This is a genomic window from Chryseobacterium sp. SG20098 (genome assembly GCF_031844745.1).
Taxonomy (GTDB): Bacteria; Bacteroidota; Bacteroidia; order Flavobacteriales; family Weeksellaceae; genus Chryseobacterium; species Chryseobacterium cucumeris.
In genome coordinates this window covers 4,990,775-5,014,971 of the sequence record NZ_CP134622.1, presented here as the reverse complement: position 1 = coordinate 5,014,971, position 24,197 = coordinate 4,990,775, and the positions used below count along the sequence as shown (strand labels likewise).

Genomic DNA, 24,197 nt, shown 5'->3' with positions numbered 1-24,197 from the left:
AGCTACAGCTACTTTTGTTACATAAGGAGATTTTTTAACACAAATGAAGACTAATGGTTTCACAAAGGACACAAAGAATTTAGAGTAATTCCGCTTCTTTGAGATTGCTTCACCTTTGCTTCGTAATGGCTTTAACTACCCCGTCAAAAATTCTTTGAACTTTTGCCACCCTTCCAAGAAAGGGAAATATGAGTATTTTTGATTAAATTGAGAGAGAATTTATGAGTTCAGGGCTTTCAGGAGGGTAATTTTATTTCTGCCTAACATGAGTTTTCCGTCTTCTTCCAGTTGCTTCAAAAGTCTTGACACCACTACTCTTGCGGTTCCCAGCTCATTGGCAAGCTGCTCATGAGTGGTATGAATGGTTTCAGAGCCAGTGAGTTCAGATTTTTTCTGCAATAGGTTGAGAAGTCTTTCGTCTACTTTTTTGAAAGCGATGGCATTGATGATATCTAATAGCTCTTCAAATCTTTTATGATACAGTCTGAAGATATAATCCAGCCATTCCGGATGTTCTTTGATGAATAAAGAAACTTTGTCTACGGGTAAGAAAAGTATTTCTGCATCCTCTTCTATCTCTGCTTTTACAATACTTTTTTCATTATGCATACCGCCCAGAAAAGACATGATACAGCTTTCTCCGGCTTTGATGTAGTATAATAAAATTTCACGTCCGTCTTCTTCTGTTCTGATCACTTTCAGCATTCCTTTCATCACAATAGGAATGGAACGGATGGAAGCATTTTCATCTAGAATAATATCTCCTTGATGGTAATTCTTCGTTATACCATATTGATACAGTTTTTCTACCAATTCTGGTGATGATGAGAATTCTGAAGAAAGTATCGTGTCGTTCTGCATTTTTTTATTCTAATTTACGCCAATTTCATCAACAAACAGCCATGCTTTGGAATCTGCACCAGGATTTCCTGCCGGAATAATGCCTGCATTTTCAATAGTTACTTTCAGATATTTCGCGTTCTGCGTTCCTACATTCACTTTGATTTTTCCGCCGGCCTTCTGAATTTCAGGCGTGCCGATCTCTTTAATCAGTTTGAAATTCTTATTATCATCAGAAACAAAAATCTTTGCAGATTTAGCCAGATGAATCCAGCTTCCTTTATTTTCAAGGGTATTGAAATACACTTCTGAAAAAGTTGTTTTCTGCCCCAAATCTATTGTTGCCACTACATCTTTTCCCTGAAAGCCCAGCCATGTTTTACCCAGTTTTTTTACATTTCCGATAATACCATCTACTAAGGTGAAAGCACCTCCAAAAGAATAGTTTTCGCTAGGTTGTTGTTCTAAAGTTATCTTTTTTCCGGTAGTCTTTGAAATGATAAATTGCTGTGTAGACACGGCACTTTTCAACTGCCCCTCTTCAAAATAAGCTGATTTAATGGTTAAAGAATTAGGAATCTCAACTGCCGTCTGATACGTTTTAGAATTGATGGAAGGGTTTGTTCCATCCAGCGTATATCGGATACCGTTTGAATTCTGCGAAGTAGACAGTTCATAAGCAATGCCGTTATTGGAAGGAATTACTTTTCCGGTGATGTTATAAATGCTTCTTGCATAGTTGACCTTCATACCATCCAGAACTTTAAACTGGTTAATCACTCTGTTTTCAAATTCTTTATAGTTCTTAGGATATGATGTTCCCCATCCTACTTCAGAAAGTGCCATTAATCTTGGGAAAATCATGTACTGTACCTGCTTAAAATCTAAAATATATTCTGTCCACAGATTCGCCTGAACACCCATGATGTACTTAGCCTGCTCTGCATTCAGTTCGGAAGGAACAGGATTGTAAGCGTATACTTTTTCTAAAGGCGTAAATCCTCCAAAAGCATTAGGTTCAGACTGTGGATCTCCCTGATAATGGTCAAAATAACAGTAGGCACCAGGAGTCATGACGGCAAAGTGTTTTGATTTTGCAGCTTCAATACCTCCATTCACGCTTGTCCAGCTCATCACAGCGGCGTTGGGAGCTAATCCGCCTTCTAAAATCTCGTCCCAGCCTATGATTTTTCGCCCTTTACTGTTAACATATTTTTCAATCCGATGAATAAAGTAGCTCTGTAAGCCGTGTTCATCTTTTAAATTATTTTTCTTAATCAGCTCCTGGCAGTGCGCACATTCCTTCCATCTTGTTTTCGGGCACTCATCACCTCCAATATGAATGTATCGGGAAGGGAATAATTGGATTACCTCATCCAGAACATTTTCAAGAAACGTAAAAGTTTCATCTTTCGGGCAGAAAACATCATCAAAAACGCCCCATTTTGTAGCAGGTTCAAAAGGACCTTTGGTACATGCCAGTTCAGGATATGCAGACAGTGCGGCCAAAGCATGCCCAGGCATTTCAATTTCAGGGACCACAGTAATGTGTCTGTCCTGAGCATATTTCACCACGTCTTTTATTTGTTCCTGTGTATAAAAATAAGGACCGTAAGGTTTTCCATCAAACGTGTTATCCACATAGGCTCCAATCATGGATTCTTTACGTTTTGAACCGATCTGAGTAAGCTTAGGATATTTTTTGATTTCAATCCTCCATCCCTGATCATCCGTTAAATGCCAATGGAAAGTGTTCAGTTTATACATCGCCAGATAATCGATATACTGCTTCACTTCATCTACTGTGAAAAAGTGGCGGCAGACATCCAGGTGCATTCCTCTCCATGCAAATTTCGGCTGATCTTCGATTTTCATAGCCGGAATATTCTTTCCTTCTTTATACTGTTCAATAAGCTGGATCAAAGTTTGAAGAGCCAGAAAGTATCCTTGTTTAGTGTAAGACTTTATATGTATCTGTTTTGGAGAAATTTCTATGGAGTAATACTCTTTTTTCTGTTCAGAATCTGCTCCTGATGCCTGAGGAATTATAGAATTCGTTAAATGAATTTCACCACCCTTCTTAGCATATTGAAATTCCACCTGAGAACCTATTCTCTTTTTGAAATATTCTGTTTCCTCTTTTGGCAGATCACCACTTAATACGAAAGCTTTTGGTATTGCAAATTCACCCTGTAAAAGTTGAACTTTTTGAGGATAAGGGATTAGATTTAATTTATTTTGGGCAAAAATCATGTTTGAAATCAATACAAAGAGTACTAGAAAAGTCCGTATCATGAGATGGGGTTAAGGTTTGAGCTAAGATAATTATTTTTCAAAACTCTTTGAGCCTTTTTAAAAACAAATTAAATACCCTATTTCAGACTCCTGTAAAATGAATAATTTACAGTTTGCAATCATTCTATATAGATATTATTCTATTAAATATGGGATATTGTGGTTTGCTTTTTGATCAATGTAGTCGACTTAAAAAAATTAAAGGTTTAAATTTGTAAAAAAATAAGATGAAAAAAAATATTTTTCTGGCAGCCGCTTTATTATTTTCTTTATCAGCTCAGGCACAAATTTTTGATATTATAAAATCTGCTGTTAAAGACAAAACAGGTGTAGATCTTAATGTTCCTGTTAAAAATAATGGTACGGTAACTTCTACTAAGACGACGACTACCACTTCAGGTAATTCATCTGCCAATATTGGAAACCTTACTTCAAGTCAGATTTCTTCAGGATTAAAAGAGGCCTTAAGTATGGGCGTAACGGATGGAGTAAAAAAACTAGCGGTAACGGATGGTTTTTTCAAGAATGAAGCCGTAAAGATTTTAATGCCTGAAAAATTAAGAAAAATTGATACAACACTACGTTCCATCGGAATGGGAAGCCTTGCTGACGAAGGCGTAAAATTGTTAAACAGAGCTGCTGAAGATGCCGTAACAGAAGCTGCACCTATTTTTACAAATGCTATTACTTCTATGACGATTACAGATGCCAAAAACATTTTATTAGGGAGTAATAACGCCGCAACAAGTTATCTTCAGGGAAAAACCCAGACTCAGCTGTTCAATGCCTTTCAACCCAAAGTAAAAGCTTCTTTAGGGAAAGTAGGTGCTGACACCCTTTGGAAAAACCTGATTTCAAAATACAATACGTTTACCGGACAGGCTGTTACTACAGATCTTAACGAATATGTTACTACAGAAACCATTAATGGAGTTTTTAAAATGGTAGCAGATAAGGAAAGCGGAATCAGAAATACACCTGCCATGAGAACTACAAGTATTTTGCAGAAGGTTTTTGGAGCGCAGGATGGGAAATAAATAAGATTAGACTAAATATATAAAAGCTGTTTCATGATGAAGCAGTTTTTTTATGTTTAATTTCTTTTGTCTTGAAACAAAAGAAACAAAAGTTCAAGACCTGGACCTCTCCGCTAAAAATAAGTCCTGTTCTCTAAAAATTCTAAACTTGCGCGAATCATTATTTCTTTATCGGTTCTGATTTAGCCTCGCGCTTCGGACAAAAGAATTTTCTTAACGTTCGCAGAACTTATTTTTTTGACGCTGCGAGTTCCAATGTCAGTTTTAGGTAGTAAATAGAACTATTTGTTTGTGTCTAAATGAAGAAAGGACCGTTTTTTATTGTATTATTTTCTTTTGTCTTAAAACAAAAGAAACAAAAATTCAAGACCTGGATCTCTTCGCTAAAAATAATTCCTGTTCTCTAAAAATTCTAAACTTGCGCGAAATCATTATTTCTTTATCGGTTCTGATTTTGCCTCGCGCTTCGGACAGGAGAATTTTCTTAACGTTCACAGGACTTATTTTTTTAACGCTGCGAGTTCCAATGTCAGTTTTAGGTAGTAAATAGAACTATTTGTTTGTGTCTAAATGAAGAAAGGACCGTTTTTTATTGTATTATTTTCTTTTGTCTTAAAACAAAAGAAACAAAAATTCAAGACCTGGATTTCTTCACTAAAAATAAGTCCTGTTCTCTAAAAATTCTAAACTTGCGCAAATCATTATTTCTTTATCGGTTCTGATTTAGCCTCGCGCTTCGGACAAAAGAATTTTCTTAACGTTCGCAGAACTTATTTTTTTGACGCTGCGAGTTCCGATGTCGTCTTTAAAAAGTTTCGGCCTCACTTTGTGAGGCCGAAACTTTTTTATTTATTATCAGATTAGAACTGCATTTCAGGAATCTCTCCTTCAATAATCAGATCTGCTTCTGTTGCTTTGATAATATCTTCTACTGAAACTCCCGGTGCTCTTTCCACCAGCTTGAATCCTGCCGGAGTTACATCCAGAACGGCTAATTCAGTAACTACTTTTTTCACACAGTTTACACCCGTTAAAGGAAGTGTACATTTTTTAAGAATTTTACTTTCTCCTGCTTTGTTTACGTGCATCATGGCTACAATAATATTTTCAGCAGAAGCTACAAGGTCCATCGCACCTCCCATTCCTTTTACCATTTTTCCGGGAATCTTCCAGTTGGCAATATCTCCGTTTTCCGAAACTTCCATCGCTCCAAGAATGGTAAGATCCACTTTCTGACCACGAATCATCCCGAAACTGAAGGCAGAATCAAAGAATGAACCTCCTTCCAGAATAGTAATAGTCTGTTTTCCGGCATTGATGATATCAGCATCTTCTTCTCCTTCGAAAGGAAAAGGGCCCATACCCAATACTCCGTTTTCACTCTGGAATTCTACGGAAATACCTTCCGGAACATAGTTGGCAACCAAAGTAGGAATTCCAATTCCCAGGTTTACATAATAACGATCTTTCAGTTCTTTTGAAATTCTTTTGGCAATTTGTTCTTTTGTAAGCATAATAAAAACTTAGACTGCAATTTAATTATTTTCACTTGAATACAAAAGAGCTTTGTTGTATTCAATAATTAACACTGTTAGTTAAAATAATATCTGTAATTTTGTTCTATTATTTTTTAATAGAATGAAAATACTTTTTAGATATCTAAAACCTTATCAGTGGCTGATAATCATCTCTTTATTTTTGGCTACTGTCAATCAGGTTTTTTCTTTATTTGCTCCGGCGATCACAGGAAATATCCTTGATCAGCTGGTTACCCATCCCAACTTTTTTGATAAAGAAAAGCTATTGCCCAGAAGCCTGAATGAATATTTATACGGAAGTTCTGTATATCATGGGGCTTTTTACTTTTTGGGGCTTCTTATCGGAACTGCAATGGTAAGCAGAATTGCCAAAGCTTTTCAGGATTATGTAGTCAGTGTGATTACTCAAAAGTTTGGAGCGAAAATATTTACAGACGGCTTAAAGCATTCGATGGCACTGCCTTATCAGGAATTTGAAGACCAGAGAAGCGGTGAAACGCTGTCTATTTTAACAAAAGTAAGAGAGGATACGGTAAAATTCATCACGAATTTCATTAATATTTTCTTCGGAATTCTCGTCAGTATTATTTTTGTCTCGGTGTATGCGATCCGTTTACACTGGTCTATTATGCCGGTTTATATCTGTGGAATTTTCTTTATTGCCATTGTTACCAATTTATTGAGTAAGAGAATCAAAGTGATCCAGAAAAATATTGTAACGGAAACCACCGCTTTAGCCGGAAGTACTACTGAAAGTCTTAGAAACATTGAAATTGTTAAAAGTTTAGGATTAACCAATCAGGAAGTAATCCGTTTAAATAACAATACGTATAAGATTCTTGGCCTTGAACTGAGAAAGGTAAAAAGCATCCGTTCTTTGAGCTTTATTCAGGGAACAATGGTCAATTTTCTTCAGCAGATGATTACTCTGACTTTATTGTATTTAATTTTTAAGAATATTGTTACACCAGGTCAGTATTTATCTCTGATGTTTTATGGTTTCTTTATTTTCGGACCAATGCAGGAAATTGGAAACATTATTATTTCTTATCGTGAGGCAGAAGCTTCTCTTCAGAATTTCGACCGTTTGATGAAAAAAGAGGTAGAAGAAAAACCTCTTCACCCGAAACAAATCGGGGCTATTGAGGAACTGGAATTCAAACATGTTTCATTCAAGCATCAGTCTGCGCAGTATAAAGCTTTAAATAATATTTCTTTTGATCTTAAAAACGGTGAGACCATTGCTTTTGTGGGACCGAGCGGTTCCGGAAAAAGTACCCTGGTGAAACTATTGGTTGGATTGTACAGACCTCAGGAAGGGAATATTTTTTACAATGGAATCAATGGAAAGGAATTTGATTTTGATGAGCTGAGAAATCAGATTGGTTTTGTAACACAGGATACCCAGTTATTTGCGGGAACTATTAAAGAAAACCTTCTTTTCGTTAATCCATCCGCTACGGAAGAGAAACTAGCAATTGCTTTACAAAAATCAAGCTGTACAGCATTATTGGAAAGAGCCGAAAAAGGAATTGAAACCGTAATTGGTGAAGGAGGTCTTAAGCTGAGTGGCGGTGAAAAACAAAGAATTGCCATTGCAAGAGCACTTTTGAGAAAACCTCATCTTTTAATTTTTGATGAAGCTACTTCTGCACTGGACAGTATTACCGAAGAAGAAATTACCACGACCATTAAGGACATTTCGAAAGAAAGGGAACAGATCACCGTTCTCATTGCGCATCGTTTAAGTACGATTATGCATGCTGATAAAATTTATGTTCTTGAACGCGGACAGATTGTAGAAACGGGTTCTCACGCCAATCTCATTGACGAAAAAGGGTTGTACTACGCCATGTGGAGACAACAGATCGGAGAAAGAAAAACACTTACTCCCCAAGCATAAAAAAAGCGCTGAACATCGATTCAGCGCTTTTTGTTTTTATTGTTTTGAACTTATTCTTTAGTTCTTACAGTTCTCTGCTCAATTCTTTTTTCAAATTTTTCTCCCTGGAAAATTCTCTGAACCATGATTCCCGGAATATGAATTTCGTTCGGATCTAATTGCCCCGGTTCTACCAGTTCTTCCACTTCAGCAATGGTAATTTTTGCCGCACCTGCCATCGGGTGGTTGAAGTTTCTTGCTGATCCTTTAAAAATAAGGTTTCCTGCATGATCGCCTTTCCATGCTTTTACGATAGAAAAGTCTGCATCGTAAGCGTGCTCCAGAATATGAGGTTTTCCTTTGAATTCTTTTACCTCTTTCCCTTCTGCTACTTCAGTTCCATACCCTGCCGGTGTGTAAAAAGCTGGGATTCCGGCCTGGGCAGCTCTGCATTTTTCAGCTAAAGTTCCCTGAGGAGTAAGTTCTACATCCAATTCACCTGAAAGCATCTGTCTTTCAAACTCAGCATTTTCTCCTACATAAGAAGAGATCATTTTCTTAATCTGTCTTTTGTGAAGCAGTAATCCTAATCCGAAATCATCTACTCCTGCATTGTTTGAAATACAGGTAAGATCTTTCACATCGCTTTCCACCAAAGCATTGATTGAGTTTTCAGGAATACCACAAAGTCCGAATCCGCCAAGCATCAGTGTCATTCCATCAGTAATTCCTTCGATGGCCTCCTTTGCATTTTTTACTCTTTTATCTATCATGAAATATTAGATTTTTCTGTTGGCTAAATTTAATAAATTTTCTTGTATATCCTATGAGGGGAAACATTACTGAATTTGATACATTTTTTAAAAATCGATCTGAAACTTTTAAAAACATCATAATCAAAACATTACATCAAAAACTGAACAAGTCTGTTCATTTTTTATCTTATTTCTCATCAATTTCATCTATATTTGCCCTCTCAAAGCCGGAAATACTGTTTTTCAGTTCCGGCGGAAATTTAAACACAACTTTAATGTAGAAATTATTTTATGGCAGATCACTACTGTCCTCATCACTTCTTTTGACCACTATGAAGGTCTCTTTCAATATCTGCCATCTCACTAATCATATAAAAATATCAAAGCTTACATAAAAACATGAAAAAATTATTTACCTCAGCATTACTTGCACTGGTACTCAGCATCAATGTATGCGCACAGGAAAAAACGTATTTCGATGAAAACTGGGAAAAAACTACTCAGGACAATATGGAATATTACCGTGAAACGATTCCTAAAGGAAAGCTTACTCTTATCAAAGATTTCTATAAGGACGGAAAGCTCCAGATGGAAGGACTGGCTTCAGACACTACTCCTAGCAGTGAGGTTTTTGAGGGAAAAGTAACCTGGTATACTGAAGAAGGAAAGGTTCAGAATTTTTGCCACCTATTCCAACGGACAGCAGATTGGTCCGGCACAGACTTATGATATGAATGGCAGGCTGACAGAAGATGTGGTATATAAAGCTGACGGAAGTTTTTCAGGAAAAATGTTCAGTTATAAGGATGCTGAGGATGGAATGGACTTTAATATTGTGGTGGATTACGAAAACTCTACGCCTGTAAAAACAATCGTTTATGATGATGACATTAAAGGGATCAGAAATGAAACCATCATTGATAAAGACAGTAATACCGAAACAAAATATTACGGTGAAAAAGGAAAATATCTGGGCAGCAACACTACCTCCGGTTCGGGTGAAAATATGGTAGTAGATTACTATTCCAGTCCCATGAGGATCTCTAAGATAGAAAAATACAGAAAGGACGGCAGTGTAAAAGAAGGCGTCATTTATAGCAAAAGCGGAAAGATCTTACAGGAACAGAAAATGAATAAAAAAGATGGCTATAAAACCACTTATGATGAGTCGGGTAAAAAAATAGCCCATCTGGTATACCAATATGATAAGGAAAATGATATTTATAATCCAATGGACGGGGATGATTACCATCTGGCTTATGAATATTCACAGATTTCCTCTATTGATACTTATGAAAAAGGCTCAAAGGTAACCAGTAAATATTTTGATGAAGACGGAAAGTTATCCTCCGAGCAATTTTTAAAAGATGATCTTATCCAGGAAATCAAATATTATTCACCGGATGGAAAGCTGAAATCTACATTAACATACAAAGATGGTATCCCTTATAATGGTACTACTTATGAAGGTTTTAGTGAAACTGTTTATAAGGAAGGTATTATCATAAATATCAAAAACTTTTTTGAGGGTGACAATACAAAACTGAGTTTTGAAAAAAAACTGAACGCTAAACAAACAGGCTATGATGCAACCGTTTACGATCCCAAAGGCACTATTCTATATACATTTACACAACCTATCACTGAAGACGGGGAAGATTATTCCTTCACAGCACAAATCACACAGTATGTAAAAGGAAAGCCTGCCAATAAGTCTTCTGTAAAAGCAGGTGTTATTCAAAGTGGAAAAATCAGAATAAAAACATGGGATGGAGCTAAAGAACTTGAACGCAGCGGGAAATGGATCTTATTAAAACTTTATAATATGGATGGAAAGCTCATTCAGGAAACTAAAACGCTGGCCGATACTCAGGAGGAAAATGCTTCTGCCGAAAACCAGACGCTGATTAAAGAGGATGATCTGCACCATTTATTTGACTAATTACCACAACTATATATCAAGGCGGTTTCATTTTTTTGGAACCGTTTTTTGTTTAACCACAAACGGGCACAGATTTTCACAGATAATTATGGAAAATTATACTTTTTTACATCCATAAAAAAGAGGCTATCATTGCTGACAGCCTCTCCGTTATAATTGTGTTTTAATTTACCTTACTGAATGATCAGCTTTAAAGTAAACAGTTTTCTTCCGTGTACTTTTACATAGTAAACGCCTGCCGGAAGATTTTCATTCACCAAAGAGAAACGTTGGTTATTGATATTTTTCGATACATACAATAATTCTCCTGAAGCTGAAACCAATTCAATTTTTTCAATCGGATAATCACTTTTAATAAAAGTAGGCTGTCCCGGTTTGGTTGGATTAGGATACAACACTACATTTTTCTCTGTACTTCTTGTTTCTTCCGTTCCTAAAGTAGGTGAAGCCACCTGGAATTGTACTCTGTTCGAAACTTCTGTGTAGGAATCATTGGTAAACATCACCATGTAGTAATTTCCCGGTGTTGCAGGTACTGCTGTTCCCTGAATAGTTTTTGTTCCCTGAGTTATTCCGTCAAAATAGGTATAAGAAACAAAATTATCATCCGGTGTCTGAACACTCTGAGGATATATTCCCAACCAGTCTTTGATGATTCCCGGAGAATCCGTCCATGAAGCCGTAATATTTTCACCCAAGGTATAAACAGGTTTGTTGATCCAAAGATCAGTAACGATATCTCCTACTTTGAAGAACGCCTTCTCCCCGATTCCGTTATATCCGTCTTCCAATAAATACTGAGCATAATAATACCCTTTTGGAAGTCCTGTGAAATTAAGAGTTCCTGATGCAGTTGTTACATAGCTCCATTTGATAGAAGCTGTAGTTCCCGGAGTTTGTCCCATTTTGTAAATTCCGATCCAGTCTTTCTGTAAGTTGGGTCCGTTTGTAAAATTAATAGTAACGGTTCCTCCCACAGGATACGTATCAGCAGTAGTCTGCAGCTGTACTTTCGGTCCTACATAGAAATTTTTTCTTGGAGTGATTTCTGTATAGCCGTTGTTGGCAAAAAATCCTGCAAAATACTGACCTTTAGTAGCCAGACCATTATTGAAAGTTACTGTTCCTGCAGTCTGCCCGTTCGTATAAATATAACCTTGTGAAGTGGTAGAAGCAGGAGTCTGTCCTTTTTTATAGATTCCTACCCAATCCTGCTGATTTCCCGGACCACCTGTAAACGTAGCCGTAATTGCTTCATTTTGCGCATATTCTGTTTTGTTTAAAGTAAATGTAGGATTTGACACTACACTTCCTGTAATTTCGAACTGCTTCACATCACTCCAGTCGCTCCACTCAAGGTTTCTGTCTCTGTAACGTGTTTTTACATAATAGATTCCGTTGGGAATAGAATTCGCTGCCAATGTCGCTTTGGTGATGTCTACTCCATCATTCAGGTTTTTCGTTTTATCAGGAGTTCCGTTTCCGTCTTTTCCGAACCAGTTTTCAAAATCGCGGTAAAATTCCTTTTCAATCACAGAGAAGTTCGAGGCTTTACTGATCTGGAACTGTGTTGTATTTAAAAGCTCTCCGTTAGAAGATGAAAATGCACTTCCATTTAATGTCAAAGGTAAAGTAATGGGTCCTGAGAACGTATTGGTAATGGATGGTTTTGCAGGTTTAGGTTGATTTTTATATCTGTGGAAAGAATCTACCAACACATTGTTTTTCTTATTGTAAATTCCACCGATTGAATAACATTCGACATCTACTTTTCCGGTTGGGACATCTACTTCCACGATCTGATAGGTCCAGTCTGTCAAAGTTTTCTGAACATCGTCAAAATCCTGTTCATTAGACATTCCCCAATACTGATCCCATGCAGTTCCTCCGGAAATAATCTGGTAATTCGGTGTGTTTTTAAGCTGACCTCTGTGGTATAAATGATGGTGGGCTCCCACGTGCATTAAATATTTATCAGAAGTTACCAGAAGCGGTACTGCATTTTCTCTTACCCATGTAGAAATATCTCCTACATACTGCTCAGCCTGATACGGTCTGTGGCTTAAGGAAATAATCCAGTCTACCGTAGAATCATTGTTGGCCGCCGTTAAAATCTGCTGAAGCCATGTCTGTTGTGCTGATCCTGTATGTTCAGAACTTAAGCTCACAAATAATACATTTCCTGCCTGCTGGGCGTAATAATTTTCATTTCCTGAGCTTATACCTTTATAACTGATTTCATCAATATAAAAATGAGCATAGTAAGAATTCATTCCCATCGTTCCGTAAGTTTCATGATTTCCTACCGTTGTCTGAATAGGCAGATAAGGTGATAATTTGATATTCTTTTTAAAGTGAACATTTTCATAATGGTCCAATGTACCTACGTCTACCTGGTCACCTACCATAAAAGTAAGCGCAATATTATCTGACGGATCTGAAGCAGCTCCGAATTTTTCCTTTAATTTTTTATAGGCATTCAAAGTAAGCGTATCATATCTCGGTTCTGCTTTGATCTGGTTGTCCCCCATAATAAGGAAGCGGATCTTTCCATTGGCAGTTACCGCCTGTCCCGGTAAAGGAAGTGTTCTGAAATTATAAACGGCAGACTCGCTGGTTCCTGTTTTGATCTTATAATAATATTTGGTATTCGGCTGAAGGTTAGTAATCTTTGCTGTGTGGTAATAGTAATTGTTGTTGTATCCCGTATCTGAGAAGATGTTGGTAGTTCCCGTTACGGTAACATTCAGATTCGCTGGAGAATCTCCGTAGATCACTGTTGTTTCATTATTGGAAGCTGTTTTCCAATTGACGATCATAGAATTCGGAGTCGGGTTTTGTAAATAAGGGAACAAAGCCTGCCCGAAAGCCATTTGGACCGCGAAACAAAAAAAGAAGAAATAATGTTTCATAATCGTTTTCGTTTTAAAATAACATATAGAATTTCGAATTGTAAATCAACTATTTAAAAATCCTTGCTAAGATTTTTTACTTCGGGCAAAAGTAGAGTTCCCATATAAACTCTGTCTGATGGTATTTTAAAGAAACCGTTAATTTTTCAGCGAAACCGGAATGAAAAAATTATAGTTTTTAGCACATTAAATATTTGGTGTATTCAAAAACTATTTTGTACATTTGCAACCTGTTATTCAACCTCTGACGAAGAACGTGTAAGTTGCTTAGCTTTAACATTTTATTTTATTAATAATGGATTTATTAAAGTACGTACAAGACAAGTACATTGCGAAAAAAGAATTCCCTGAATTCAAAGCAGGTGATACAATTACTGTGTATTACGAAATTAAAGAAGGACAAAAGACCAGAACTCAGTTCTTCAAAGGAACAGTTATCCAATTAAGAGGTACTGGTTCTACAAAAACTTTCACTATCAGAAAAATGAGTGGTGATGTAGGTGTAGAAAGAGTATTCCCTATTAACATGCCTGCACTTCAAAAAATCGAAGTTGATAGAAGAGGTAGAGTTAGAAGAGCTAGAATTTACTACTTCAGAGACCTTAGGGGTAAAAAAGCAAGAATCAAAGACGCTGCTTACAAGAAGAAATAATTCAGACAACAATACATACAAAAAGAGGCTGTTTACGTGTAAACAGTCTCTTTTTTGTTTCAATATTTTTTACTTTTTATAGGGAACTCCTTCTCCGGTTTCCAGAAATTTTTTCAGACTGCCTATAAATTGCAGCCAACCATTGGAGCAGATCTCATAGCATTCAACAGCCGGGTTCAGACCGATATGAGTAAGTTTTATCTGGCAACCCCCTTTCTTTTCCTCTATTTCCCATACAATTGTTGTTCCGATCCATTCTGTTTGGTTCTTTAAATCGGGAAGAGCAATTAATGAGTCTTCAACAGACCATACAACTTTTACATTGGCGGTTAATTCTTTCACACGCATTGTTTTGTGAATCTGATCTCCAAATCTTATGGTGAAAAGATTTCCCTCCTCCGAAGATGAACCTTCAAACAATTCAGTCCACCAAAGAGGAATTTCATGAGTCAAAGCATGGTACATTTTATCTACAGTAGTGTTGATCTCAACTATATGCATGTAATTCTCAACGTTACTGGTAATCATTGTTTTCATAAAATATATATTAGGTAATACAATTTTATGAAATTTACTATGAATCAGGCTTTTCATAAGACAAGAAATATACATTGCAATTCTTGAATAGAAGTCTTTTTGAAATTTTATATTATTACAATCCTGTCAAGGTTTAAAACCTTGACAGGATTCACAATCAGTACTTTAATCAGTTGCAAAAAGACTATTCATTCTTCATAAGATATTGCAAAGGTGTTGAACCTGTGTGTTTTTTGAAAAACTCAATAAAAGCACTGTCTGATGAAAAGTCAAGGATATGCGACACCTCTCCTATTGAATTACCTTCTACCAAAAGTTCAATAGACCGCTGTAACCTCCATTGCTGTCTCCAATCCTGATAAGACAGTCCGGTTTCTTTTTTAAAAATACGGCTGATCGTTTTCTCCACTGCTCCGGTTTTTTCTGCAAGATTTTTCAACATTGGAGGTATAGACTGACGTAGCGTCCACTCTTCAACGATTCTCTTAAAACGTCTGTCCTGCGGCATTTTAAGTTCCAGTTTTTCTTCCTGAGCCCTTTGCATTTCATCCCAGAATACGTTTAAAAGATTGGTTTGGTCACTTTTAAGAGCTGACCATTCCCAAAAACAAATCCTTTCTATGATTTCCTTTAACAAGGTGTTGACATGAAGAACTTTCAGATCTGATTTTATATACTTTTGGGAATAATCTTCATCAAAATAGATGGATCTGTAGGCTACAATGTTTCTGAAATTCACACGATGAACTTCATGGGCAGGAATCCAAAGCATTCTGAACGGAGGAAGAACCAACTGTCTGTCAGAAGTAGTCACTGTCATACAGCCTGATGGCGCATACAACAACTGAGACTTTGTTTTATGAAAATGAAAACCGGAATCATGCAATACCATATCAGAAGCTATTCCAATTACATTTTCGTGAAGGGTATCTGCATTAAAACTTTCATTTTGCTTCAGTATAGCCATGTCCTATTTTTGATACTTTTTGTTTTTACATCATTATAAATATACATGGATTTTTTGGAAACTTTGCAGAAAAAAATGAAAAAGACAAATCCTATCTGGCTGCTGACTCTACTTGTGATGCTTCCTCAGTTTGTAGAAACCATCTACAGTCCAGTTTTACCAATGGTACAGGAGAAATTTGAAGTGAATGAAGAATCAGTTACCTTAACGATCAGTTTATATTTTATAGCATTTGCTCTGGGGGTAGCATTCTGGGGTATTCAATGCGACAGGATCGGAAGAAAAAAATCAATGGAATATGGTCTCATTACCTATGGAATCGGAACCCTGGCAGCTGTTTTTACTTCTGATTTTATGATTCTTCTTACAGCCAGGATTATTTCAGCATTTGGAATTTCAGTGGGTTCCATTGTGACTCAAACCATTTTAAGAGACAGCTATGACAAAGATAATCTGAGTAAAGTATTTTCCTGGATCGGAATCGGCTTATCTGTAAGCCCTGTAGTAGGAATGATTACCGGTTCGGTATTGGCTTCTTCCTTCGGATATCCGAGTGTATTCATCACATTATGTATGCTGGCAATCCTATTCTTCATGCTCTCCCGACAGAAAATTTCGGAAACCCATCATTCGGAAAAGGAAATCAGCATGAATATTTTGATACGTTTGCTCAAGCGGATGCTCTGTGATCAGGACATCATCAGATGCTGTTTATTAATCATGAGTTTCAATGTTTTATTATTTTCATACTATTCGCTGGCTCCTTTTATTTTTAAAGAAAATCATTATTCGTCTTATGTCTTTGGGTACAGCAGTATGATACTGGCAACAGGTACATTTGCAGGAGCAAAAATTAACAGATACCTGTTATTCAAGAATATACAACCTAACTATTTAGTAAAAGCAAGTATATGTATAGCATTTATCGCCTCTATTTTCGTATGGATTCTGATAGGTACAGGTATATACTTTTTAATTCCTTATTTCTTCATTGTGATGGCATTCAGCATGGCTATTCCTAATATTTTGAGTACTGCCCTCATTCATTATAAAAGTGAGACAGGAAGTGCCGGAGCTTTATTGGGATTGATTTATTATATCCTGATAGGTTCAGGACTAATAGCGATTGGTTTTATACAGAACCTGGGAATTGCGTGTGTCTTGTTTTCTGGAATTGGAGTTTGTACTTTATTGCTGTTTGGGAACAAAAAGAATTGATTTTGAAACATTAAGTTAATGAAGTTAATAAGAATAGTTAAGTTTCATCAAAGATGAAAAATTAAGCAAAATGTTTATAAAGCTTATTATTTTTACTCACTTGCAAAAACTTAATGTTTCCAATATTTTATATTTTAAAATTAATTTATTGTATAAAATCATACAGTGCTTCCATGAACTTAGGGTAGACCTCGATATGCGGAAGATGCCCTACATTTTCAATTTCGACAAGCTTTGAACCCGCAATTTCACGTTGAGTTTTCTTTCCCAATTCCTGATATTGCCCCATTTTAGGTTGAAGTTCTTTAGGAGCTCTGTCCTTTCCTATTGCGGTTCTGTCTCTTGTTCCAATGATAAGCAAGGTAGGAACTTTGATATTTTTAAACTCATAACATACCGGCTGATTGTAAATCATATCCGAAGTAAGTGCAGCATCCCAAGCTACCTGAGGATAATCTTTATGAAGAGTCCATCCTGCGATTAAGTCAAGCCAGGGTTGATATTCTTCTTTCCATTTGTTGTCGTAATAGAATTTAAGCTGATAATTCTTATACGTTTCAGCTGTATTTTTAAGTTCAGACTGATAAGCCTGGTCAATGGTCTGGTAGGCTGCAAAAGTTTTATAATCTTCCAGCCCGATCGGGTTTTCAAGAATCAGTTTTTGTACTTTCTCAGGATATAGTAACGTAAATCTGGTTGCCACCATTCCTCCCATTGAATGTCCCAATACTATGGTTTTATCAATTTTCAATACATCCAGAATTGCCTTTGTATTTTCTGCCAGTTGCGAAAAAGAAAATTGGTAAGTATGAGGCTTTGAAGATTTTCCAAATTCTATCTGATCAGGAATCACTACCCGGAATCCTTTGGCAGAAAGGTCTTTTGCTGTTCTTTCCCAGTACGCTCCATTAAAGTTTTTGCCGTGGAGAAGCATGACCGTTTTTCCGTTCGGTTTTTGCGGTCTTACATCCATATAAGCCATTTTCAAATCTTCGCCCTGAGACTTGAAATTGAGATAATGTACTTCGTAAGGGTATTGATAATCAGACAGCATTGCATCCAGAGGTTTTACCTGTGAAAACATAAAACCGGAGACTGTCAAAGAAAAAACAGTCATTATATTTCTGAAATGTTTCATGAAACGTTTATTTTAAAGATAAAATTAAAAAAAACCGCTCCAAAAGGAACGGTTTCAACTGTTATTTTTAGTTAAATATTTTTTAGACAATTATGCCATTGAAACTTCTTTTTCTTTTTTTGAAGGTAAATTCATCAAAACAATGGCAAAAAGAATCAGAACAATTCCTACCCACTGGATCAGAAATACTTTCTCTCCAAGTAAAACAAAGGCCATGGTTACGGAAACCGGAAGTTCCAATGATGAAACGATACTTCCAAGTCCCAATCCTGCATTGGGAAACCCAACATTGAATAAGATGGGCGGGATAATAGTTCCAAAAAGAGCCAGTACAAATCCATACGTGAGAAATATTGAATAATTAAATGAATGGATATGCTCTGTATTATCAGTAAAATTCAGGTATAATGATTTTAAACCATCAAAATACATAGGCCCTATCTGGGCAAAGAATAAGAATGCAAAAACTACAACAGAACCACCTGCCAGCATAATAATACTCTTTCTGAAAACCGGAAGATGAGTAGCCAGTGTGTTTGAAGTAAACATCGTCAAAGTATAGGAAGCTGCTGCCATCAGTCCCCAGAAAACCCCATGCCAGTCCAGTTCTATTTCCATATTAATAAGATTTGTTGCCAGAACCGTTCCCAATAATACAATAACCACAGAGACCACTTTTCTTGTATTAGGCAGCTTTTTTGTAATAATACTCTCTACTACCACACTGAACCATACCGACTGCATCAATAATACAATAGCAATGGAAACATTGATATATTGTACGGCAATATAATAAAATAAACTGGTACCTCCCAAAGAAGTTCCTGCAAGCAAGAGCATTCTTACTTCTTTAGAACTTGGCATTGATAATTTCTGCTTTGAGGTTATGGTCTGAATAAAGTTGAGGATCAAAAGTCCTGTCAAACCTAAAACGAATTGGGAAGTAGTAACTTCTGAGGTTGTAAAACCATCATGATAAGCCATTTTCACAAAAGTGGCTAACATACCGTATATACTAGCTCCAATCCCTACAAATAAAACACCTTTTAGTATATTTTTCTTCTTCATAATTTTTTTAACAGCCTGCAAAGGTACGACATATTAATTTAATCATTCTGAAGTGTCATGGTAATAGATAAATAAAATCGCCACAAGCAAGCTTGTGGCGATTTTGAGATTGTTTATAAAAGTAAATTATTTTTTAACCATTACTTTCGAAGCAGCTTCGAAACCTAGTCCTTTGATTTTAACCATATAAGTTCCGTTAACAAGATTGCTTGTAGAAATTGCTTTCTTAGCATCCGGTGAGATTTTATCTTCTGAAGAAACCAGCTTACCAGACATATCGTAAAGTTCTACACTTACTTTTCCAAGAGTATTGCTTGGGAACTTAATATAGAACTCGTCCTTGGCAGGATTTGGATAGATAGAAACATTATTGTTCTTATCTGCATTTACATCATTAGTAGCCAACAAACATACCTCCGGAACATTAAAATCCTGAACCTGGTCATTAATATTATTTTTAACTCCCGCTGATGCATTTACCCCTAAACCTCTTCTTGCAAACACACCCCAGATCATACATTTATCCTGTCCCTGAGTAGTTGCCAGCTCAGCTGCTAAAATTGCATTTCTTCCATCAATAAAGCTAGGGTTACAACCCTGAAGTTTAAGAGCATCCGTTACTAACTGTAATACTTTTGTGCTTCCATTAGGAGTTGTGGACAATACGTCTGAAGAATAACCATATTTTTCAACATATTTCCAGTGAAGATCCCATAGCATGGTTGCCCAAACAAAACCAATGGAGTGTACATCCGGAACAATTGCTGATCCGTTATTGTATTCCATTCCGTTGGTATTTCCGTACGTAAATCCGTTAACGGTTAAATTTGTAGAATATTTTGCAGGTCTGATACCGCCACCTGTTATAGGCTGGCCTATTGCATAAGTACCAGTACCTCTCGCTACAGTAGCATCGTCTCCAGCTTTGTTGGTCAGCATTAAAGCAAAGAAATCAGACCATCCTTCTCCCATCTGTTCTTTACTCACTCCTGAATTCAGACAGTTGTATCCGGTACCGGTCATTCTGTTGGATATTCCGTGACCGTATTCATGGGTTACAATTCCGTTATCAAAACTTCCGTCAGGCGTCAGGTTTCCTTTTAAAGTAACATTTACTGTTGTACTTGCTGCAAGCTGAGTTTTGATATATTCTCCTTCAGCGTTCGTAATAAGTACTGAAGGGATCGTAATTGCAGGGTCATTACCCGCCATATTTCCCAGAGTAGAGCCATTGGCCAGGTTATTATATATGATGGCAGCTTTAGCTCCCGCGTCCTGAAGATTTTTCACTTTTACGGCAAAAGCACATGTTCCTCTTTCCACAAGTCCTATTTTCTCAGTCAATGAGTTGGCTGGTAAAGCTGTACATCCATCTAAAACTGATGAAAGGGCTACATCTCCTGTTATTCCATTCATAGGTAAAGGACTACCAAACTGTGCAGTACCGGCTCCAGGTGTACGGGAAACAGCAGCAGTAGGTGCATTATAGAAAAATACTCTTCCAACCGGAGACCAAAGGTACATCTGCATTTTACCATTATAGCCGTCTGGTGGTGAAGAGAAATTCGCATTATTTAATCCGCTTCCATCCTGAGCCTCTGCATATACAGAATCATCATCTCCTCCGGTAGGTCCATTTCCAAAATTATTCTGCTGAAAGTTTCTTCCTGTTTCTGTAAACCCGAATTTGTAGAAAACATCATGGATTCTATTATTCAGATAAAATAAATTTGTGATGGCAGCATTTCTGTTGTTTAGCGGAGTTTCATTGATGTTAAAAGGGAAATCAAAATTTCTTGTTGCCCCTCCGTCTGCCGGAGCTCCTGTAAGATAATCAGGCGCTGTTAAAGCTGTTCCAGCCGCATCTTCATAGGCAAAAACATTATTTCCTCTTGTCACAGTGTAATGATTGGTTCCGTCAGAATGCCATCCTTCAGGAGAAGCACTCAGAATCCATGGATTGTTAATGATGGATCTTGAACCAAAAGTGGGTGCTTCAATTGGTAATGGAAATACGTTATATGATGCATTATCAGGTAAAAGCAATGGAATATTATTATTTTGTGCTGCATTATTCTGAGGCCCAACTAATGTATTTTGAAAATGATCAGCATGGCTCTCCCCTACTTCTGAACCGTAAGCATCATGATGGAAATTACATGATAGTGTCAGATTGTTTTTCAACAGGATATTTCCATTGTTGGCATCTACTAAAATATTCCAGTAATTGGGAGATTTTGGCTCCATTAAAGTATATTCGTAAGCCAAACGCAAGTTTCCACTCTCGTCATTTGTATAAACTAATCTTTGATTAGCAGATGTAGCTCTTTTTTGAGTCTTCTCAAGATATCCGAGAATGGTGAAATTCGCAATATCAGGATTCTTCAGATCCTCAGCAATTTTTTGAAGAGCTGTATTTTTATTAATAGCAGCTGTACCTGAAGTAGATGTAATATAATCTGTAACAAAATTATCTGTGTAGTAAATAATTTTATTGTCCCTGATCAATGCTGTTCCTACAGAACTGTATACTGGCAAACCATTATAAGTCTGTAAAAATTTAACCACATTACCATTCAATGATTTTGACGGATCTATATTATCCACAATGATGTTATTAAGATCAGACTTTTTATATTCCCTTATTTTATTTTGAGAAATATAATCTTTAATCAGTTTTTCACTATCCTGTCCGAATAATATTGCAGGAAATGCAGAAAATACTGCAAATAAAAGAGGTAGAGTTTTGTTTTTCATATCCATTATTAAAGGCACTAATCTACAAATAATTCACAAAACTTTACGATTTTTTTTTACAAAAATAAATATGTAAATAAATACCTATATAAAACAAAAAAATCAAACTATTTTACATATTCCTCAATTAATAGAATAACATAATATACTTAGATATTCAAGATTGTTTTTATTCTGTTTCTTTGATTTTTTTAGTTTAAATATTTCACAATACAAATAAATCTTTAATATAAATTTCTCATACAAACAAGACTCAACTATTTTTTATAATGTTATGTCTAATTTTTAAGAAACTCTCCTTTCCAATATCTTACATACAATTTTGCTATCGTATGTATATTCATAAAAAAAGCCGCTCGGATGAGCGGCTTCATATTTATATATGGTTCAAAGATTATTTACCTTCTTCCATTTTTCTTTTCAACTCTGCTAATGCATCGATGTCTCCAAGAGTAGATCTTTCTTCGTTGTTAGAAGAAGAAGTTACGTTTCTAGAAGAAGCTTCTTTTACGTTTTTCTTCTCTTCGTCTCTGAAGATACCTGTGTGAGATACTACTACTCTCTTGAATTCTTTGTTGAATTCGATTACTTTGAACTGAGCATCTTCACCTTTTTTGATTTTAGATCCATCTTCTTTCTCTAATAATCTTGAAGGGCAGAATGCTTCTACTTCAGCATCTTCGAATTGAACAGAAGCTCCTTTATCGTGAACTTCTACAGCTTTACCAGCGTGGATAGTTCCTTCAGCATATTTAGTTTCGAATTTATCCCATGGGTTTTCAGTCAATTGCTTGTGACCTAGAGATAATCTTCTAGCTTGGATATCTAATTCAAGAACTACAACGTCTAATTTATCACCTACTGCGCAGAACTCAGATGGGTGCTTGATTTTCTTAGTCCAAGAAAGATCAGAGATGTAGATTAATCCGTCGATACCTTCTTCTAACTCTACGAATACACCAAAGTTAGTGAAGTTTCTTACAGTTCCTACATGCTGAGATCCTACCGGATACTTAGCTTCGATGTTTTCCCATGGATCTTTAGACAACTGCTTGATACCAAGAGAAATTTTTCTTTCTTCTCTATCTAAAGTTAATACTTCAGCTTCTACTTCATCACCTACTTTTACGAAATCTCCAGCAGATCTTAAGTGAGTAGACCAAGACATTTCAGAAACGTGGATTAATCCTTCAACACCTGGAGCAATTTCTACGAATGCACCATAGTCAGCAAGAACTACTACTTTTCCTTTTACTTTGTCACCTACTTTCAAGTCAGCAGAAAGAGCATCCCAAGGATGAGCTTCTAATTGCTTCATACCTAATTGGATTCTTGTTTTCTCATCATCGAAATCAAGGATTACAACTTTTACAGTCTGTCCGTCCTCTAGGATTTCAGATGGATGGTTCACTCTAGACCAAGAAAGGTCTGTAATGTGGATCAATCCATCAACACCTCCTAAGTCAATGAATACACCGTAAGAAGTAATGTTCTTAACAGTTCCTTCAAGAACCTGACCTTTTTCAAGCTGAGCGATGATTTCTTTTTTCTGACCTTCGATATCTGCTTCGATCAATGCTTTGTGAGATACTACTACGTTTTTGAACTCAGGGTTGATTTTCACAACTTTGAACTCCATAGTTTTTCCTACGAACTGATCGTAATCTTTAATTGGCTTAACGTCAATTTGAGAACCAGGTAAGAATGCTTCGATTCCGTGAACGTCAACGATCATACCACCTTTAGTTCTAGATTTAACAAAACCGTTAACGATTTCTCCAGTTTCGTGAAGTTCGTTTACTTTATCCCAAGCTTTAAGCGTTCTAGCTTTTCTGTGAGATAATTGTAATTGTCCAGTTTTGTCTTCTCTCTTGTCAACCATTACTTCTACCTCGTCACCTACTTTCAGGCCTTGGTTGTAACGGAATTCGTTTAGAGAGATAACACCTTCAGATTTGAAGTTGATGTCTACGATAGCTTCTTTATCAGTTAATCTTACAACTTTACCAACTAAAACGTCGTTATCGTCAAGGTTGTTTAATGATCCGTTGTAGATTTCTTCTAAATCGCTTTTTTCTTTTCTCGCATCTGCATCAAGACCTGATTCGAATGAATCCCAATCAAATTGTTCTGGTGCTACGTTTTGGTTTAATAAAACCTCTGCTGAATTTGTCTCTTTTGACATTTTCTAATAAAATTTGTATTCCTTCTTTTTTAACGGTTTGAATAAATGCGGATTAAAAAATACGGAAGTAATTAATTGTAAGTAATTTACTCTTCAAACCTTTTTGCCCCAAAAGTGGGTGCAAAGATATGAATTTTATTTAAAATAAGCAATAGATTTCAGTAGACTAATATTTAATATATATATTTAAAAATCAATACTTTGATTAAAAGAATGCTTCAACTGAGCCCAACACGGCATCCTAATATTAACTGCCTTACATTCAGAATGAAGCAGTATCAGCTGTTATGCCGGGCATGAGCTGAAAGTTTACGAACGTAATTCACGAATCATCTGTAATAAATAGGATAACTCAATGTGCTTCTTCATTTCGCTACCCTTCATTCAGAGTGACAGGAACACAGAAATAAAGAAGAGCAATACTTTCCTACTCTAAAACTCTAAGGCCCTACCACTCTCAAACCCTCGAACTCC

At 36.3% G+C, this 24,197-nt stretch carries 17 protein-coding genes; 6 read left to right on the top strand and 11 right to left on the bottom strand.

The genetic code is table 11. From position 1 onward, the window contains the following. Positions 1-219 precede the first annotated feature (219 nt). Entirely contained in the window at positions 220-861 is a 642-nt protein-coding gene (locus RHP76_RS22855; protein WP_062671045.1) for a Crp/Fnr family transcriptional regulator, read from the bottom strand. A gap of 9 nt (positions 862-870) precedes the next feature. Further along, positions 871-3,135, bottom strand: a complete 2,265-nt coding sequence (locus RHP76_RS22850; protein ID WP_311229150.1) for a glycoside hydrolase family 20 protein — start codon at positions 3,133-3,135, stop codon at positions 871-873. 227 nt (positions 3,136-3,362) lie between these two features. On the opposite strand from RHP76_RS22850, the gene RHP76_RS22845 reads away from it, so the two are divergent. After that, positions 3,363-4,172: a DUF4197 domain-containing protein gene (locus tag RHP76_RS22845; RefSeq protein ID WP_120230484.1), complete on the top strand. Its 810-nt coding sequence runs from the start codon at positions 3,363-3,365 to the stop codon at positions 4,170-4,172. An 860-nt stretch (positions 4,173-5,032) separates the two neighbouring features. On the opposite strand, the gene RHP76_RS22840 is transcribed toward RHP76_RS22845, so the two are convergent. Next, on the bottom strand, positions 5,033-5,686 hold the full coding sequence (locus tag RHP76_RS22840; RefSeq protein ID WP_002980639.1) for a CoA transferase subunit B: 654 nt from the start codon (positions 5,684-5,686) through the stop codon (positions 5,033-5,035). Between the two features lie 124 nt (positions 5,687-5,810). Here RHP76_RS22840 and RHP76_RS22835 point away from each other — a divergent pair, with 124 nt between their 5' ends. Next, the gene (locus RHP76_RS22835) at positions 5,811-7,613 is read left to right on the top strand and encodes an ABC transporter ATP-binding protein (RefSeq protein ID WP_120230483.1); all 1,803 of its coding nucleotides are present in this window, start codon (positions 5,811-5,813) and stop codon (positions 7,611-7,613) included. A gap of 50 nt (positions 7,614-7,663) precedes the next feature. Here RHP76_RS22835 and RHP76_RS22830 read toward each other — a convergent pair whose 3' ends face one another. Beyond that, positions 7,664-8,365 carry a CoA transferase subunit A gene (locus RHP76_RS22830; RefSeq protein WP_311229149.1) on the bottom strand — a complete coding sequence of 234 codons (702 nt, stop codon included), beginning with the start codon at positions 8,363-8,365 and terminating at the stop codon, positions 7,664-7,666. A gap of 381 nt (positions 8,366-8,746) precedes the next feature. Here RHP76_RS22830 and RHP76_RS22825 point away from each other — a divergent pair, with 381 nt between their 5' ends. After that, entirely contained in the window at positions 8,747-9,076 is a 330-nt protein-coding gene (locus RHP76_RS22825; RefSeq protein ID WP_311229148.1) for a hypothetical protein, read from the top strand. Position 9,077: 1 nt separating this feature from the next. Beyond that, positions 9,078-10,289, top strand: coding sequence for a toxin-antitoxin system YwqK family antitoxin (locus tag RHP76_RS22820; protein ID WP_311229147.1), 1,212 nt, complete (start codon positions 9,078-9,080; stop codon positions 10,287-10,289). 173 nt (positions 10,290-10,462) lie between these two features. On the opposite strand, the gene RHP76_RS22815 is transcribed toward RHP76_RS22820, so the two are convergent. Then, positions 10,463-13,201: a fibronectin type III domain-containing protein gene (locus tag RHP76_RS22815; protein ID WP_120230481.1), complete on the bottom strand. Its 2,739-nt coding sequence runs from the start codon at positions 13,199-13,201 to the stop codon at positions 10,463-10,465. A gap of 295 nt (positions 13,202-13,496) precedes the next feature. Here RHP76_RS22815 and rplS point away from each other — a divergent pair, with 295 nt between their 5' ends. Then, entirely contained in the window at positions 13,497-13,853 is a 357-nt protein-coding gene (gene rplS, locus RHP76_RS22810) for a 50S ribosomal protein L19 (RefSeq protein WP_002980648.1), read from the top strand. A 69-nt stretch (positions 13,854-13,922) separates the two neighbouring features. Here the strand turns inward: rplS and RHP76_RS22805 are convergent, their stop codons facing one another. Continuing rightward, a complete protein-coding gene (locus tag RHP76_RS22805) occupies positions 13,923-14,390 on the bottom strand; it encodes an SRPBCC family protein (RefSeq protein ID WP_311229146.1) in 468 nt (155 codons plus the stop codon). 184 nt (positions 14,391-14,574) lie between these two features. After that, the gene (locus RHP76_RS22800) at positions 14,575-15,357 is read right to left on the bottom strand and encodes an AraC family transcriptional regulator (protein WP_288442274.1); all 783 of its coding nucleotides are present in this window, start codon (positions 15,355-15,357) and stop codon (positions 14,575-14,577) included. A 75-nt stretch (positions 15,358-15,432) separates the two neighbouring features. Here RHP76_RS22800 and RHP76_RS22795 point away from each other — a divergent pair, with 75 nt between their 5' ends. Then, positions 15,433-16,575 carry a multidrug effflux MFS transporter gene (locus tag RHP76_RS22795; RefSeq protein WP_311229145.1) on the top strand — a complete coding sequence of 381 codons (1,143 nt, stop codon included), beginning with the start codon at positions 15,433-15,435 and terminating at the stop codon, positions 16,573-16,575. Between the two features lie 145 nt (positions 16,576-16,720). Here RHP76_RS22795 and RHP76_RS22790 read toward each other — a convergent pair whose 3' ends face one another. From RHP76_RS22790 to rpsA, 4 genes are all read right to left on the bottom strand, one after another. Further along, positions 16,721-17,713: an alpha/beta fold hydrolase gene (locus RHP76_RS22790; protein WP_311229144.1), complete on the bottom strand. Its 993-nt coding sequence runs from the start codon at positions 17,711-17,713 to the stop codon at positions 16,721-16,723. Between the two features lie 90 nt (positions 17,714-17,803). Then, on the bottom strand, positions 17,804-18,781 hold the full coding sequence (locus RHP76_RS22785) for an EamA family transporter (RefSeq protein WP_062671065.1): 978 nt from the start codon (positions 18,779-18,781) through the stop codon (positions 17,804-17,806). 126 nt (positions 18,782-18,907) lie between these two features. Next, positions 18,908-21,538 (bottom strand): T9SS-dependent M36 family metallopeptidase, encoded by a 2,631-nt coding sequence (locus tag RHP76_RS22780; RefSeq protein WP_311229143.1) that lies wholly within the window; start codon positions 21,536-21,538, stop codon positions 18,908-18,910. Between the two features lie 394 nt (positions 21,539-21,932). Then, positions 21,933-23,723, bottom strand: a complete 1,791-nt coding sequence (rpsA, locus tag RHP76_RS22775; RefSeq protein WP_034695342.1) for a 30S ribosomal protein S1 — start codon at positions 23,721-23,723, stop codon at positions 21,933-21,935. Between the last annotated feature and the right edge of the window lie 474 nt (positions 23,724-24,197).